Source organism: Pseudomonas fluorescens (assembly GCF_000968015.1).
Taxonomy (GTDB): Bacteria; Pseudomonadota; Gammaproteobacteria; order Pseudomonadales; family Pseudomonadaceae; genus Aquipseudomonas; species Aquipseudomonas fluorescens_W.
On sequence record NZ_LACH01000031.1, the window covers coordinates 16,928 to 31,321 of the forward strand.

Annotated in this window: 17 protein-coding genes; 9 read left to right on the top strand and 8 right to left on the bottom strand. The window is 57.8% G+C overall.

Features of this window, described 5'->3' with window-relative positions:
- Positions 1 to 103 precede the first annotated feature (103 nt).
- Positions 104 to 1,312: an ammonium transporter gene (locus VD17_RS14600; RefSeq protein WP_046054411.1), complete on the top strand. Its 1,209-nt coding sequence runs from the start codon at positions 104 to 106 to the stop codon at positions 1,310 to 1,312.
- On the opposite strand, the gene VD17_RS14605 is transcribed toward VD17_RS14600, so the two are convergent.
- A complete protein-coding gene (locus VD17_RS14605) occupies positions 1,309 to 3,021 on the bottom strand; it encodes a cation:proton antiporter (RefSeq protein ID WP_046054412.1) in 1,713 nt (570 codons plus the stop codon). The genes VD17_RS14600 and VD17_RS14605 overlap by 4 nt on opposite strands.
- 207 nt (positions 3,022 to 3,228) lie before the next feature.
- Here VD17_RS14605 and VD17_RS14610 point away from each other — a divergent pair, with 207 nt between their 5' ends.
- The 3 genes from VD17_RS14610 (at position 3,229) to VD17_RS14620 (ending at position 4,915) form a co-directional block, all read left to right on the top strand.
- Positions 3,229 to 3,465 (top strand): glutaredoxin family protein, encoded by a 237-nt coding sequence (locus VD17_RS14610; RefSeq protein WP_046054413.1) that lies wholly within the window; start codon positions 3,229 to 3,231, stop codon positions 3,463 to 3,465.
- 170 nt (positions 3,466 to 3,635) lie between these two features.
- On the top strand, positions 3,636 to 3,953 hold the full coding sequence (locus VD17_RS14615; protein WP_008145883.1) for a hypothetical protein: 318 nt from the start codon (positions 3,636 to 3,638) through the stop codon (positions 3,951 to 3,953).
- Positions 3,954 to 4,024: 71 nt separating this feature from the next.
- Entirely contained in the window at positions 4,025 to 4,915 is an 891-nt protein-coding gene (locus VD17_RS14620; protein ID WP_046054414.1) for a pseudouridine synthase, read from the top strand.
- A gap of 88 nt (positions 4,916 to 5,003) precedes the next feature.
- Here the strand turns inward: VD17_RS14620 and VD17_RS14625 are convergent, their stop codons facing one another.
- A complete protein-coding gene (locus VD17_RS14625; RefSeq protein ID WP_033059146.1) occupies positions 5,004 to 5,225 on the bottom strand; it encodes a YgdI/YgdR family lipoprotein in 222 nt (73 codons plus the stop codon).
- 75 nt (positions 5,226 to 5,300) lie between these two features.
- Entirely contained in the window at positions 5,301 to 5,903 is a 603-nt protein-coding gene (gene mobA, locus VD17_RS14630) for a molybdenum cofactor guanylyltransferase MobA (RefSeq protein ID WP_046054415.1), read from the bottom strand.
- 81 nt (positions 5,904 to 5,984) lie between these two features.
- Between mobA and moaB the strand changes: the two genes are divergently transcribed.
- Together moaB and VD17_RS14640 are read left to right on the top strand one after the other, a co-directional pair.
- Entirely contained in the window at positions 5,985 to 6,524 is a 540-nt protein-coding gene (moaB, locus tag VD17_RS14635; protein ID WP_046049182.1) for a molybdenum cofactor biosynthesis protein B, read from the top strand.
- Complete coding sequence (locus VD17_RS14640; RefSeq protein WP_046054416.1) at positions 6,508 to 7,734, top strand: molybdopterin molybdotransferase MoeA; 1,227 nt, start codon at positions 6,508 to 6,510, stop codon at positions 7,732 to 7,734. The genes moaB and VD17_RS14640 overlap by 17 nt, the downstream gene beginning before the upstream one ends.
- Positions 7,735 to 7,794: 60 nt before the next feature.
- Here VD17_RS14640 and VD17_RS14645 read toward each other — a convergent pair whose 3' ends face one another.
- The gene (locus VD17_RS14645; RefSeq protein ID WP_046054417.1) at positions 7,795 to 8,109 is read right to left on the bottom strand and encodes a hypothetical protein; all 315 of its coding nucleotides are present in this window, start codon (positions 8,107 to 8,109) and stop codon (positions 7,795 to 7,797) included.
- A 228-nt stretch (positions 8,110 to 8,337) separates the two neighbouring features.
- On the opposite strand from VD17_RS14645, the gene yegS reads away from it, so the two are divergent.
- On the top strand, positions 8,338 to 9,255 hold the full coding sequence (gene yegS / locus VD17_RS14650) for a lipid kinase YegS (protein WP_046054418.1): 918 nt from the start codon (positions 8,338 to 8,340) through the stop codon (positions 9,253 to 9,255).
- On the opposite strand, the gene VD17_RS14655 is transcribed toward yegS, so the two are convergent.
- From VD17_RS14655 to VD17_RS14665, 3 genes are all read right to left on the bottom strand, one after another.
- A complete protein-coding gene (locus VD17_RS14655) occupies positions 9,239 to 9,898 on the bottom strand; it encodes a response regulator (RefSeq protein ID WP_033059158.1) in 660 nt (219 codons plus the stop codon). The genes yegS and VD17_RS14655 overlap by 17 nt on opposite strands.
- Positions 9,895 to 10,788, bottom strand: coding sequence for a sensor histidine kinase (locus tag VD17_RS14660; RefSeq protein WP_046054419.1), 894 nt, complete (start codon positions 10,786 to 10,788; stop codon positions 9,895 to 9,897). The genes VD17_RS14655 and VD17_RS14660 overlap by 4 nt, the downstream gene beginning before the upstream one ends.
- A 342-nt stretch (positions 10,789 to 11,130) precedes the next feature.
- Positions 11,131 to 11,601, bottom strand: coding sequence for a hypothetical protein (locus tag VD17_RS14665; RefSeq protein WP_046054420.1), 471 nt, complete (start codon positions 11,599 to 11,601; stop codon positions 11,131 to 11,133).
- 462 nt (positions 11,602 to 12,063) lie between these two features.
- Here VD17_RS14665 and VD17_RS14670 point away from each other — a divergent pair, with 462 nt between their 5' ends.
- Positions 12,064 to 12,999 (top strand): chemotaxis protein CheV, encoded by a 936-nt coding sequence (locus VD17_RS14670; RefSeq protein WP_046054421.1) that lies wholly within the window; start codon positions 12,064 to 12,066, stop codon positions 12,997 to 12,999.
- 177 nt (positions 13,000 to 13,176) lie between these two features.
- Positions 13,177 to 13,983, top strand: coding sequence for an MOSC domain-containing protein (locus VD17_RS14675; RefSeq protein WP_046054422.1), 807 nt, complete (start codon positions 13,177 to 13,179; stop codon positions 13,981 to 13,983).
- Positions 13,984 to 14,068: 85 nt separating this feature from the next.
- Here VD17_RS14675 and VD17_RS14680 read toward each other — a convergent pair whose 3' ends face one another.
- Positions 14,069 to 14,353, bottom strand: coding sequence for a pyrimidine/purine nucleoside phosphorylase (locus VD17_RS14680; protein WP_007940055.1), 285 nt, complete (start codon positions 14,351 to 14,353; stop codon positions 14,069 to 14,071).
- Between the last annotated feature and the right edge of the window lie 41 nt (positions 14,354 to 14,394).

A 14,394-nucleotide genomic window follows, 5' to 3' on the forward strand; every position in this document is an offset into this window, starting at 1 on the left:
TCATCGGGATCAATCTGTTGATCCCGGCAAGTCGCAACTTGGTGCATGAATTGTCTGCGCGAACTGCTTTGGTGCTTTTTTAGCCTTCAGGTCTGCCAACCCCATGGAAAATCTGCAAAGCGCTGTGGACAGTCTGGTCCATAGCTCCAATACGTTGTTCATTCTGATCGGCGCGGTCATGGTGCTGGCGATGCACGCCGGTTTCGCCTTTCTTGAAGTCGGCACGGTTCGGCAAAAGAACCAGGTCAATGCCTTGTCGAAGATCCTCAGCGACTTCGCCATTTCGACCCTGGCCTACTTCTTTATAGGCTATTGGATTTCCTATGGGGTGACCTTCATGCAGCCGGCGGCGGTGATCAATGCTGATCATGGCTATGGCTTGGTGAAGTTTTTCTTTCTGCTGACGTTTGCTGCGGCGATTCCGGCGATCATTTCCGGCGGCATCGCCGAGCGTGCCCGGTTTGTCCCGCAATTGTGCGCGACGGCACTGATCGTGGCGTTCATCTATCCGTTCTTCGAGGGCATGATCTGGAACGGCAACTTTGGCCTGCAAGCCTGGTTGCTGGAGCACTTTGGCGCCAGCTTCCATGATTTCGCCGGCTCGGTGGTGGTCCATGCCATGGGTGGCTGGCTGGCTCTGGCGGCGGTGTTGTTGCTCGGGCCGCGCAATGGTCGTTATCGCGAAGGGCGACTGGTGGCGTTCGCGCCCTCGAGCATTCCCTTTTTGGCGCTGGGGTCGTGGATCCTGATCGTTGGCTGGTTCGGTTTCAACGTGATGAGCGCGCAAACCCTGCAAGGTGTCAGCGGACTGGTGGCGGTGAACTCGCTGATGGCCATGGTCGGCGGCACCATGGCGGCGCTGATCGTCGGGCGCAATGACCCGGGCTTTCTGCATAACGGCCCGCTGGCCGGACTGGTGGCGATCTGTGCCGGTTCCGATCTGATGCACCCGGTGGGCGCGCTGATCACTGGCGTCATCGCCGGCGCATTGTTTGTCTGGTGCTTCACTGCAGCTCAAGTCAAATGGCGCATCGACGATGTGCTGGGGGTTTGGCCGTTGCATGGTTTGTGTGGCGTCTGGGGCGGAATCGCCTGCGGCATTTTCGGCCAAAGCGCGTTGGGTGGGCTGGGCGGCGTGAGCCTGATCAGTCAGTTGATCGGCACTGCGCTGGGGGTGGTCGTGGCGCTGGCCGGTGGCTTTGCCGTGTATGGCGCGATCAAGGCGTTCCATGGTTTGCGCCTGAGTCAGGAAGAAGAGTATTACGGCGCTGACTTGTCCGTGCACAAGATTGGCGCTGTGAGCCAGGACTAGGTCTCTTCGTCGTCAGCGCCTGGATAGAAACCGTGCAGCAGACGATAGCGGTCGTGCCGAATCTGATCGGCCCGCTCCTGTACCTGATGCGCGGGTAATCCCAGCATGATCAGCGCGTGGGAGGCGAGCATCAGGCTCGACTCCAGCAGTTCAGGCACGACTTCGCTGGCGCCGGCGGCCTTCAACTCGGCCAGTTGGCTGTCGTCGCGTGTGCGCACCAGAATCGGCACGGTCGCATTGAGCTGCCTAGCTTCCTTGAGGATCAGCAACGCGATGTCGGTCTGATCCACGGCGATCACCAACAGCCTGGCGCGCTCCAGCCCTACCGCGACCAGCAGTTCACCGCGACGTGAGTCGCCATAATGCACACAGGTTTCACCAAGGGCGGCTTCGTGGACACGCACCGGATCAGAATCCAGTGCGATGTAGGGTTGCTGCGCGTTGCGTAGTGCGCGTCCGATTGACTGACCTACACGACCGTAGCCACATATAACGACATGGTTGTGTAACCCGGCATTGAGCGCGCTGATTTCCTCGAGTTTCGCTTCTTCGTTGGGTTTGCGGTGCAGGCGTGTGGCGATGTGGGGCGCGGCGCGCAGCAGCAACGGCGTGACGAGCATCGAACAGAAGGTCGCCGCCAGCAGCAGGCCGCCCAAATCCGCGGGCATCAATTTGTTCTGCTGCATCAGTGCCATCAGCGCAAAGCAGAACTCGCCGCCCTGGGCCAATGCCAGGCCGCTGCGCCAGGCGGTTTCGCCATCGCTGCCACGCCATTTGACCAGCAGCGCAACGACGCTGCCCTTGAGCACCAACAACCCCAGGGTCAGGCCGAGAATCAGCAGGCCGTGGCTGGCGAACAACTGCAAGTCGATCAGCATGCCGATACTGACGAAGAACAACCCGAGCAGAATGTCGCGGAACGGGCGGATGTCGGCCTCGATCTGATGCCGGTAGTGGCTTTCCCCCAGCAGCATGCCGGCGAGAAACGCACCCAGGGCAGGGGAGAGACCGAGCAGGTGCGTCAGCCACGCCGTCAGCAGAACAATCACCAGCGCCAGTAGCACGAACAGTTCCGGGGAGCGGGCAGCCGCCACTTCATGGAATAGCCGCGGCAGCAACCAGCGACTGGCCAGCAACAGGCCGACAAACAGCACGACGGTTTTACCCAGCGTCAGTGGCAGCGCCCAATACCAGGCCTGGTCGCTGCTGCCAGCGAACACCGGCACCAGGGTCAGCAGCAATACCGCCACGACGTCCTGGAACAGCAACACGGCAATGGCATTCTGGCCGTGGCTGCTGAAAATCTCGCCGAGACTGCTCAGCTCTTTACTGACAATGGCCGTGGAAGACAGCGACAAGCCGGCGCCGAGTAACAGCGCAGGCGTGATCGGCATTCCGAGCAGCATCAGCAAACCACCCAGCAGCATCCCTGAACACAGCACTTGCAGACTGCCCAGCCCAAACACCACTCGGCGTAGTGCGAGCATTTTCGACAGGGAAAACTCCAGCCCAAGGGAGAACAGCAGAAACACCACGCCCAACTCAGCGAGGTCCGGCAGTTCTTCGCTTTCATTCACCCAGTTGAATGCCGTTGGCCCGACGATCAGCCCCACGCACAAGTAGCCCAGCACCGGCGGCAATCGCAGGTGCTGGAACAGCGCAATCACCACCAGGGAGGCGGCGAAGATGATCAACAGATTGGCAAACACAAAAACTCCGGTGATGGACGCTGGCCATTCAAGCGTAGAGGCAAATAATCCGTGAGCATCGCGCAATGGGTATTGAAGGCGACTGATGTGCGTCAGCGTATTGCCGCGATCCGTTGCCGTTATGGCCCAAAGGTAGAGCATTCAATGGCTCGACGGCTTTTCGGGGCAGGCCTAGAATGATGACTTAATTTTTTCGGTTGAGCGCTCATGCTTCCTGAATGTCAGCTGTTCGGCACCCTGGGGTGTCATCTCTGTGAAGTGGCAGAAGCCATGCTGATGGAATTTGTCGAGCGCGGTCTGCTGGTGGAACTGGTGGACATCGCGGACGACGAAACATGGTTCGAAGCTTACAGTCTGCGTATTCCGGTATTACGGCGGGTCGATACTGGCGCTGAGCTGGGGTGGCCGTTCAGTGCCGATCAGGTAGTGACGTTCCTGCGCTAAGCGCTGGTTGCGGTGGTGGTGTTCCCGCCTGTCGAACTTTGCGATGGATCCCCTTGGCTTTACCGGTACTGATCGGATACTGTATGCGCATACAGTTATTCGTGATGCCTGCCTTGTCGTCCCTGGTTCTCGGGTTTGGCCAGGCAGTCCGGGTGTGAGAGGGATGAATCGTGGTCAATGTCGAACAATTGAAGAACAGCGTGAACCGGATGTCGGCGGACGTGGTGCGCGAGGCTGTCCTCGAATTGCGTCTGGATGGTCTGGTGACAGAAGGAAAAACTCCCTTCAATAAACTGCATTTCAATACCTGTTTCGCCGAAATCGAAGCGTTGTTCCAGCGCGCGGGTTATCACCGGCAGCTGGATGTCGTGGGCTATCAGGGCTTGTTGTATGCGCTTTATGACCCTGGTCGCTGGGAGGCAGTCGATGTGCTGCGCTGGCTCAAGGAGTTCACAGAAGCGGCAGCGCGCACGCAGATACCGGCTTGAGGATTCTCTTCTAGGTTCGTTCCGGCCGCTGTTGGATAATGCCGCCCTGTATTGAGGGTTAGAACTTTCGTATGTCCACTTCAACTTTTTCTGCTGCACACAACCAGGCCAGCACGCTCTACTTGCCACCTGGTCCGTGGCAGACCGTACTCGATTGTCTGTGCGAACACTTCAGCGCCATCGGTCGTGAACAATGGCTGGACAGAATCGCTCGCGGTCGTGTCCTCGACGGTCACGGCATGCCGATCGCCCTTGATCTGCCTTACAAGGAAGGCTTGCGGATTCATTATTTCCGTGAGGTGCCGGACGAAAAGCCGATCCCGGTGGTTGAGTCGATCCTGTACGCGGATGAGCATCTGGTCGTGGCGGACAAGCCGCATTTTCTGCCAGTGACTCCGGCGGGTGAATACGTGGAACAGACCCTGTTGCGACGGCTGATCCGTCGACTCGATAACCCGCATCTGGTGCCTTTGCATCGCATTGATCGGCACACCGCAGGGCTGGTGTTGTTTTCCGCCAACCCTCAGAGCCGATCTGCCTATCAGTCGTTGTTTCCTACACGGCAGATCGAAAAGCGCTACGAGGCAATAGCGCGAGCGTTGCCTGAACGCTCTTTTCCATTGGTCCATAAGAGTCGGCTCATCGATGGCGAGCCTTTCTTCCGCATGCAGGAAGGTCCGGGCGTCAGCAATACCGAGACGACTGTCGAAGTCAGGGAGAAGAACGGTGATCTCTGGCGTTATGCGCTGTACCCGGTGACGGGCAAGAAGCATCAATTGCGGGTGCACATGACAGCGTTGGGCGCCAGCATCTGCAATGACCCGTTTTATCCGCAGGTACTCAAGGATGTTGAGGATGACTATGCCAATCCTTTGAAACTGCTCGCTCAGGGATTACGGTTTGTGGACCCGGTCACCGGCCAGGAAAGAGCATTCGAAAGCACCATCACCCTGCAGTGGTGATCACGAAGTTCAGCGAGTCTGCTGATCTTCAGCCACGAAAAAGCCCGCATAAAGCGGGCTTTTTCATATCCGGTTGTCACCGTAAAAATTACAGCTCTTTGACGGTACGAACCTGATCCTTGTTGATGCGGGTCTGCTTGCCATCCAGTTGTTCGAATTCGTAGAAACCCGAATCCTTATCGAACTTCGGCGCGTCGACAGCCTGGATTTCTCGACCGTCATTCAAGGTGATCACTGTAGGCGATGCGCAACCGGCGAGGGTAGCGAGGCCCAGTGCGAGCATGAAAGTGGCGAGGGTCCGTTGAGTCATGGTGTGTCTCCGAATATGAATTCTTTTGGTTGCTGAGCTTGAGACGAGTATAGCGCGTGCAAGTTCCTTCTCCGGTCAGTCTGACACAGAGTTGTGAGCACTTAACAGTTCAGGTGTGTTGAGGTTGGCCAGGCGAGGATCATTGTCGGGGCATTGCAGGGCGGTAGCGCCCAGTTTGCGCATGAGGCGACCCGGGCTGCGTTCGCCGTCGTTCCAGGCGCTGTCGAAATCTGCCAAGAGTGCCACGGGGATAATGCACAACAAGGGTTCCCAGTGTTCATCATGGCGCAGCATCAGCGGTTGGTCCGGGTGCTGGCTGGCGGCTTCGCGCATGCTATTGAGCAGCGCGGCATCGATACGCGGCACGTCACAAGGCAGCACCAGCAAATGCGCATGGCGGGCGGCCTTCAGGCCTGCGCGAATACCGGCCAGGGGGCCTGGAAAGTCGCCTTCATCGTCGTGAACCAGTTGGTCGGCGTAGGGCGCGTACTTTTCCAGGTTTCTGTTGCAGGAGATGATCAGGTCATCGCTCAGTGAACGGGTCTTGCGGTGCAAGTGGGCAATCAATGGCTCGCCGTGCCATTCCAGCAGCCCTTTGTCCTGACCGCCCATGCGTTGGCCACGACCACCGGCCAGGAGCAGAATGGAGCAGGGCGGCAAATGTGTATTCGAGGTCATGGCAGGTCTCCATGGGGGCGGCGAAAAAATGAGGCGCTGTGATATAACACCGGGCTGTTTCTCCTACAACTGGATGAGCCTATGAAAGCCAAGGCTGATGTACCTTTCGCACCGCTCAACATCGCGGTGCTGACGGTCAGCGATACCCGTACCCTGGAAACCGATACCTCAGGCCAGGTCTTCGTCGACGGTTTGAGCGCTGCCGGCCATAACCTGGCGGCCCGGGTTCTGCTCAAAGATGATCTCTACAAAATTCGCGCGCAAGTCGCCAACTGGATTGCCGACGATGTCGTGCAGGTGGTGCTGATCACTGGCGGCACCGGTTTTACCGGACGTGACAGCACTCCGGAAGCGGTGAGTTGCCTGCTGGACAAACAAGTCGACGGTTTTGGTGAGCTGTTCAGGCAGATATCGGTGGCTGATATTGGCACCTCTACTGTTCAGTCCCGTGCCTTGGCCGGCCTGGCTAATGGCACGCTGGTCTGCTGCTTGCCCGGTTCGACCAATGCCGTGCGCACCGGTTGGGATGGCATTCTTGCCGAGCAGCTGGATTCGCGGCACCGGCCGTGCAATTTCGTGGCCCATCTCAAACAGGCGGCACCCTGTGAATCCCGTGGGTAAGCCAGGCAAGACCGGCAGTCTGATGGCTGTCGAAGTGGCACTGGCACGCCTGTTGGCAATGGCCGAAGCTTCACCGATTCGTGAGCGTGAACGCTTGCCATTGGCGCAGGTTCAGGGCCGGGTGCTGGCCGATGATCTGGTCTCGACGCTTGATTTGCCACCTTGGCCCAACAGTGCCATGGACGGCTATGCCTTGCGCGTGGCCGACTGGACTGGAGAGCCACTGGTGGTCAGCCAGAAGATTTTTGCCGGTCAGGCTCCGGAGCCCTTGAAACCTGGCACCTGCGCACGAATCTTCACCGGTGCGCCAGTTCCCGCCGGTGCAGATTGCGTCGAGATGCAGGAAAACACCGAGGTTCAGGCGGATGAGCGAGTACGTTTCACCGAAACCATGACCCCGGGACAAAACATTCGTCCTCAAGGCCAGGAAGCCACTGTTGGTGAATTGATTCTGCCAGCCGGCACGCGCCTCGGGCCGATCGAACAGGGGTTGGCTGCATCGCTGGGATGCGCAGAGCTGGACGTGATTCGCAAGGTTCGCGTTGCTGTTCTGTCCACCGGCGATGAACTGATTGAACCGGGTCAGGCTCTGGGGCCGGGACAGATCTACAACAGCAATCGAGTGTTGCTGTGCAGTTGGTTGCAGCGGCTGGGCTGTGAGGTGATCGATGCCGGAATTCTTCCGGATGATTTAGCGACCACCCGCACTCAACTGGGTGAATTGAAGGATGTCGATCTGATCCTTTCCACCGGTGGTGTCTCGGTCGGAGAAGCTGACTTTCTGGGCATTGCCCTGCGTGAAGAGGGTGAGTTGACGTTGTGGAAACTCGCCATCAAACCCGGCAAACCGCTGACATTCGGGCATTTTCGCGGCGTACCTGTGATTGGTTTGCCTGGCAATCCGGCTTCAACGCTGGTGACCTTTGCTTTGTTGGCTCGGCCCTATCTCTTGCGCCGACAGGGTGTAAAAGAGGTTGAGCCCCTGAAGTTTCAGGTGCCTGCAGGGTTTGCATGGCCCAAAGCAGGCAATCGGCGCGAGTACTTGCGCGGACGTCTGGAGAATGGCCGGGCAATTATCTACAGGAATCAGAGTTCGGGTGTACTGCGTAGCGCTGCCTGGGCTGATGGTCTGGTTGAGGTGCTGGAGGATCGCACGCTGATCGAAGGTGACAGCGTGAGCTTCATCCCGCTGAGCGAAGTCCTGAGCTGACTCCTGCTGCTGGCTTACTGCGCAAACCCGGTTAATCGAACCGGGTTTTGCGTTCGTGGCTTACCCTTGGTGAGCCAGGAGTGTCACGACCTGGTCGAAACGGCTATTGGCGATCCAGGCCAGAACCCCGATGACCACGGCTGTTCCGATAGCCGAATAGGCAAGCCTGTGTTTTATGGATTTGACGTCACTACGGACTTCATCCATGTCTCGTCGGATGTATTTGAGGTGTGTCTCCAATTCAACGACGCGAGATTCCAAAGCAGCTTCTCCAATGGGCTTTGCGCTGTTTTTGAATTCAGCTTGATGATTGGCGCGTTTTTCTGCGAGCGGTACGACCGGAATGACCGGTGACCTGATCTCTTGGCTTTGCATGGCACGTCCCTGTGTAGTTCCTGCTGATGTTTGATAACTGCAGGCGCCAAGGTGTACCAATCGCATGGGTCGGTCAATTGAGCCGATTCCTTACATCTTGTAAGAAAAGTCCCACCTTGTAGGACGCCATACGGCTCGACTTCAAATAATTCAAATTCTTGCGACTTTTATGGGGCGAGATGAGGTCAACATCTCCCATACGGAATTCAATCATGGGAGTGACAACTAATGAGCGAACGCAAGGCGCTGTTGATTCTGCATGGCAAGCAAGCGCTCAACGAGGCGGTTCGTTCTGCCGTTGCGGACAAGCGCAAACAGGGTTGGGAGCTGGCCGTTCGAGTGACCTGGGAAGCGGGCGATGCGCAGCGGCTGGTGGATGAAGCGCTGGCGGCAGGCTACACGCAGATAATTGCCGGTGGTGGTGACGGTACCTTGCGCGATATTGCCGAAGCCATGGCGGCGCATTCGACTCAGGCCAGTCTGGTACTGATGCCGTTGGGCACCGCCAATGATTTTGCGCGTGCCGCTGGCGTGCCTCTGGAACCCGCGCAGGCGCTGGAACTTCTCGACGTTGCGCCGAGCGCCATTGATCTGGGGGAGGTCGGCGGGCAGGTGTTCCTGAATATGGCCACGGGCGGTTTTGGCAGTCAGGTCACGGCAAACACCTCGGAGGACTTGAAAAAAGTCCTCGGGGGCGCGGCTTACCTGTTCACCGGTTTATCGCGCTTCAGTGAGTTGCATGCAGCCTATGGCGAGCTGCAGGGGCCTGATTTCCAGTGGAGTGGCGACTTGTTGGCATTGGGCATCGGCAATGGCCGGCAGGCCGGCGGTGGACATGTGTTGTGTCCAGAAGCGCTGGCTGACGACGGTCTGCTGGACATCAGTATTCTGCCTGCGCCGCAGGAAGTCGTCGGCACCTTGAAAACCCTGCTCGCCGATGGCTTCGGCATCGACAACATGTTTGTGCGAGTCCGGTTGCCATGGGTCGAAATCAAGGTCTCGGAAGGCCTCTACATCAACCTCGATGGCGAACCTCTGGAAGGTGACAATTTGCGTTTCTCGACACGTCCAGCGGCACTGCGCGTGCATTTACCGGAAAACTCGCCGCTGCTGGGGGCATCGCAATTGATCAATCATCCAGACTGATGATTTGCTCGCGAACGGCGAACAGCACCAGGCCCGCCACATCGTAGATCTGCAAGCGCTTCATGATCTGAGAGCGGTGGGTTTCAACGGTCTTGATGCTGAGGCCCAGGCCATTGGCAATTTCCCGGGTGGATTTTCCGCGAACGATCAGCCGAAGGATTTCCAGCTGACGCGCTGTCAGGTTGTGCGAGTCTGCAGGTTCCGGCTGGTTTTTCTGAGTTCGGGTCAGCGCCTGGTTGATGACGGTGTGGGCGATGGCCGGGCTCAGGTAGCGTTCGTTGTTACGCAAGGCATCCAGGGCATGTTCGAGCTCGGTAGCCGTGGTGTCCTTGAGCAGGTAGCCATGTGCACCGGACTCCAGTGCCTGCATGATGAGTGCTGGATCAGTGTGCATCGACAGGATCAGCACCTTGCTCTGCGGGCGTACTCGCTTGAGTCGCTGCAAGGCGTCAAGGCCACTGGTTTCCTTCATGGAAATATCCAGCAGGACGATGTCCGGGGACAGCTGCTCGACCATCTCGAGCAACTGTGAGCCGTCATTGGCCTCACCGATTACCGCGTAGCCGGGAATATCCAGCACCAGAGCGCGCACGCCTGCCCTGATAAGCGAGTGGTCATCCACCAGAAGTAAGTTACAAGTCAACGCATAACCTTATTCGTACTGGCCCGTTCAAGCGCGCGAGGCGCCCAGGGGAAGAGTGCTTCGATTTGAGTGCCTTTGCCCGGCTCGCTGGTCACGCTCAGAGTGCCTCCCAGCTGATTGATCCGTTCCGACATCCCGGCCATTCCACGTTGCCCCTCACGACCTGGATCGGTCGCTGGCGCGAATCCCAGGCCATCGTCGCTGATCAACAGTGTCAGGCCCTGCGGCTGACGTTGCAGGCGGACCAACAGGTTTTTCGCTTCGGCATGGCGCAATATATTGGTCACCGCTTCCTGAGTGATTCGAAAGGCGGCCAGCGTCATTTCCTCCGGTATACCTGCCAGACGCTGATGGCATTCCAGGCTCCAGTGCACCGGCGTGTTGGCCAGCGTCTTGAGTAAATGCGCCCGCAGACTGGCTTCCAGCCCGAGACTGGTCAGCTGCCTCGGATTGAGAATGGCCGATACGTCTCGCACTTTGGCCAGGGTTTCTTCCAGCGTATCGCAGAGTACCGAACACTGGCCCTGAAGTTCTTCGGGCATTCGGCGCTTAAGCCAGTCGCTTTGAAGTTTTGCCGCGGTCAGCAATTGGCCGATGTCGTCATGCAGTTCCCGACTGAGCCGGCGCCGTTCGTTCTCCTGAACCTCCAACAACCGGTCAGCCAACTCCTGGGGTTCAAACTTTATCGACTTGCGCGAAAGACAGTCCTGCACCCCGACGCAGGCCAATGCCGCAATATTGAGTACCAGCAGACTCAGTGGCAGGGGCGTTGACAGGTTATAAATCAGCAGACAGCCAAGCGCCGAGCAGGTACACAACACAAGCGTGACCAGGCGCGCGTTTTTTCGGGAGGGTGGCTTCAGGGTGATCGACTTGAGGCTGGCGTACATAGCGGATGGAGCCAATGGATGTTCGCTGCGGGAAGACCGGGCATCGTGGATGACGGGTCTCTGTCTGGAGTCACTCTGCCAGTATTTGACGTCAACTAATGGGCGCCATAGTACCACTTAAGATACCGTTGGTCGCGTTTGGTATATAGGTCTGCCGAGTCAGGGAATAAGCGTTTATGGACAGCAGTTCAATACTGGAAAAAGTTGGCTGGCAAGAGTGGTTTATTTGTTTCAAGTTGTCGTAAGCAGGTATGAGATATTCAATTGCGACATGCGCCCGCTAAAGTTAGAGAGGCAACCATGGCAATAAATATTCGCAGCACAGCATAGGGGCCCGATATTTCAGGCTTGCCGACCTGCAAAGGAAACGAGTGTGAACGGTTTGGAATTAGCGGGTAACTGAAACTGACTTTGTCCGACCTGAAAGGCGAAGGCTTCGATCAGGGATGTCTGTTCGCTGTCATCAAGGCTGAGTTGGCCGGTCTTCTGATCGATAAGCTCAAGTTGCCAGGCGATCAACGTCAGGCAGTCTTTCAGCGCGCTCAGGGCCTGGTCGTGTAAATCCATGTGATTCTGGGCATGGCTCAGCAAGCCATGGATGTGCAACGAAAACTCCGAAACGGCTGCCAGAGCGAGGGCATCAGCCTTGTTGGCCAGTTTGAGCAGGGTGCTAAGCATGCAGTCGATGGCATCTTTGTCATTACTGATCAGTTGCAAATGACTCAGGCATTCCTCGGTTTTAACCAGGAGTGTCTCAGCTTCGACGAGAAACTGCGGGAGCCGGTGAGCCCATTCTTTACGATCGTTCGGCATGCTTATCTCCACAACGTCATGACAAATGCGGGAATGTCGTGTGTGTCGACGGGGACGATCAGAGTCCCCGCATTGCCATGCCGTCGTGAGATCGCGCGCCGGCCTGTCTGGCTGCAGGCTGGGGAATTCGATAGGGTGGATGGCCACTTACCTGCGATCGCACACAAAAGCCTGACTCCGTTCATGCAATGAGAATGGCGTCACATTAATGGCTATTGGATATTGCGAATATCAGGTTGGGCCTGATTGCTACTAGGGGAATCCCTTACACGGGGGAACCAACCGAACGAAACAAGGTCTCGCGGCAGGTGGTGGGGCAGATGAAATCGCCTGGCCAGTAAAGCATGATGTTAATATGACATCAATGTTTGGTCGTGGCATTTTACAGGGGGGTCAAGGTCCGGCGAAAACAGCCGATAACCCCCTTTAGTGAATTCATCAGAACAAGCCCAGGAGTCATTGATGGCCGGCATTCTCGACACGGTAGACCAACGCACGCAACTGGTGGGTGAGAATCGCCTGGAAATTCTCATGTTCCGGTTGGCCGGACGGCAATTGTTCGCGATCAACGTGTTCAAAGTGCAGGAAGTGCTGCAACTGCCGAAGCTGACCCTGATGCCCCAGCGTCATCCATTTGTCTGCGGCGTGGTTAATCTGCGTGGCCAGACCCTGCCGGTGATCGACCTGTCCCAGGCCATCGGCATGCGCCCGCTGGTGCCAAGCCCGACCAGTACAATCATCGTTACCGAGTACAACCGTTCGGTGCAGGCGTTCCTGGTCGGTGGTGTGGACCGTATCGTCAACATGAACTGGGAAGCCATTCTGCCGCCGCCGACCAGCGCCGGTCGTCAGCATTACCTGACGGCCATCAGCAAGGTCGACGATCAATTGGTGGAAATCATCGACGTCGAAAAAGTCCTGGCGGAAATCGTCCCGTACAACGCCAAGGTCTCGCGCGACAAACTCGACGATCCGGTTCTGGAACGTGCCCGTGGCCGTGAAGTGCTGCTGGTGGACGACTCGAACGTGGCGCTGTCGCAATTGCGTGACACCCTGGGTCAGTTGGGCGTGAAGATGCACATCGCCAGCGATGGCTTGAAGGCACTGAACATGCTCAAGGCCTGGGCCGATACCGGTGTGAACATGACCGACAAACTGCTGATGGTCTTCACCGACGCAGAAATGCCGGAAATGGACGGCTATCGCCTGACCACGGAAATCCGCAACGACCCGCGTCTGCGTGGCCTTTATGTGGTTCTGCATACCTCGTTGTCCGGCAGCTTCAACGACTCGATGGTGAAGAAGGTCGGCTGCGACAACTTCCTCTCCAAATTCCAGCCGGACAAACTCGTCGACGTGGTGCGCCAGCGCTTGATGCTGGACGCAGTTCCGGCCTGAAATGGGCATGAGGAGCCAGGCTTGCCGGCGTAGGCGTCCTCAAGAGCGCCTTCGCCGGCAAGTCGGATCGCCGCACCGCTGGCTCCTACGAAAAGCGGGTAAGCCCCCGCCACAGAGCCTTTGATTCGGCGATCAAGCTCGTATAGGGTGGCGTTTTTGCCCACCAGGGAGCTGGCCATGTTGCGTCTGAGCGCGCTGTATCGTTATCCGTTGAAATCCGGCAAGGGCGAGACCTTGCAGCAGGTCAGCCTCGACAAGCTGGGCCTGGACGGTGATCGACGCTGGATGCTGGTGGACGAGGCCAGCGGGCGCTTTCTGACCCAACGTGCGGTGGCGCAGATGAGTCAGCTGTCGGCGTTGTGGAATGCCGACGGTGGCTTGACCCTCAGTGCGCCGGGCCGCTCACCGATCGATATCGCCTTGCCTGCCAGCGACGCGCAACTGCGTGGCGTGACCATCTGGCGCGATACGTTGCGTGTGCCGGATGCCGGTGATGAGGCGGGCGCGTGGGTCAGCGAATTCATTGGCAAACCGACTCGCCTGGTGCAAGTCCCTCTTGATCGCGCACGGACCACACAGGCCGGCTACGGCAAGGATGACGATCAGGTGGCCTTCGCCGATGGCTTTCCGTTGTTGCTGATCGGGCAGGCTTCACTGGAGGACTTGTCGCAAAAAGTCGGCCGCCCGCTGGAAATGCTGCGTTTTCGGCCGAATCTGGTGATCGAGGGCAGCGAGGCGTATGCCGAAGATGGCTGGAAGCGTATCCGCATCGGCGATGTCGAGTTCCGCGTGGTCAAGTCGTGTTCACGTTGCATTCTGACCACCATTGACCCGCAAACCGGCGAGCGTAGCGAAGATCGCGAACCACTGGCCACGTTGCAGAAATACCGTGCCGAGGCCGATGGTGCGATGTTCGGACAGAACCTGGTCAACGACAGCAATGGCCAACTTGAAGTCGGTATGCCGGTGACGGTTCTGGAATAAGACAATTTGAATTACTGCCCTTGAACAAAAAATGCCCGAGTCCTTGGACTCGGGCATTTTTTTTGTCGCTGTGAAACCCAGGGGTTTAGCCGCGGTATTCGCACAGGTAAGCGGTGTCGACGGCCACTTTCAGCTGGAACTTGCTGTTGGCGGGTACGTTGAACTGGCTGCCGGCGGCGAAGGTTTCCCAGTCGCTGCTGTCCGGAAGTTTGACGGTCAGGGCGCCGGACACCACGTGCATGATTTCACGCTGGCTGGTGCCGAATTCGTATTCGCCCGGTGCCATGACGCCGATGGTCGCAGGACCTTCAGCGGTGCCAAAGGCGATCGACTTGACGGTGCCGTCGAAGTACTCGTTGACTTTAAACATGGGCGATTCCTCGAAAAGGGCTAAAAAGGGCCGGCCAGTAT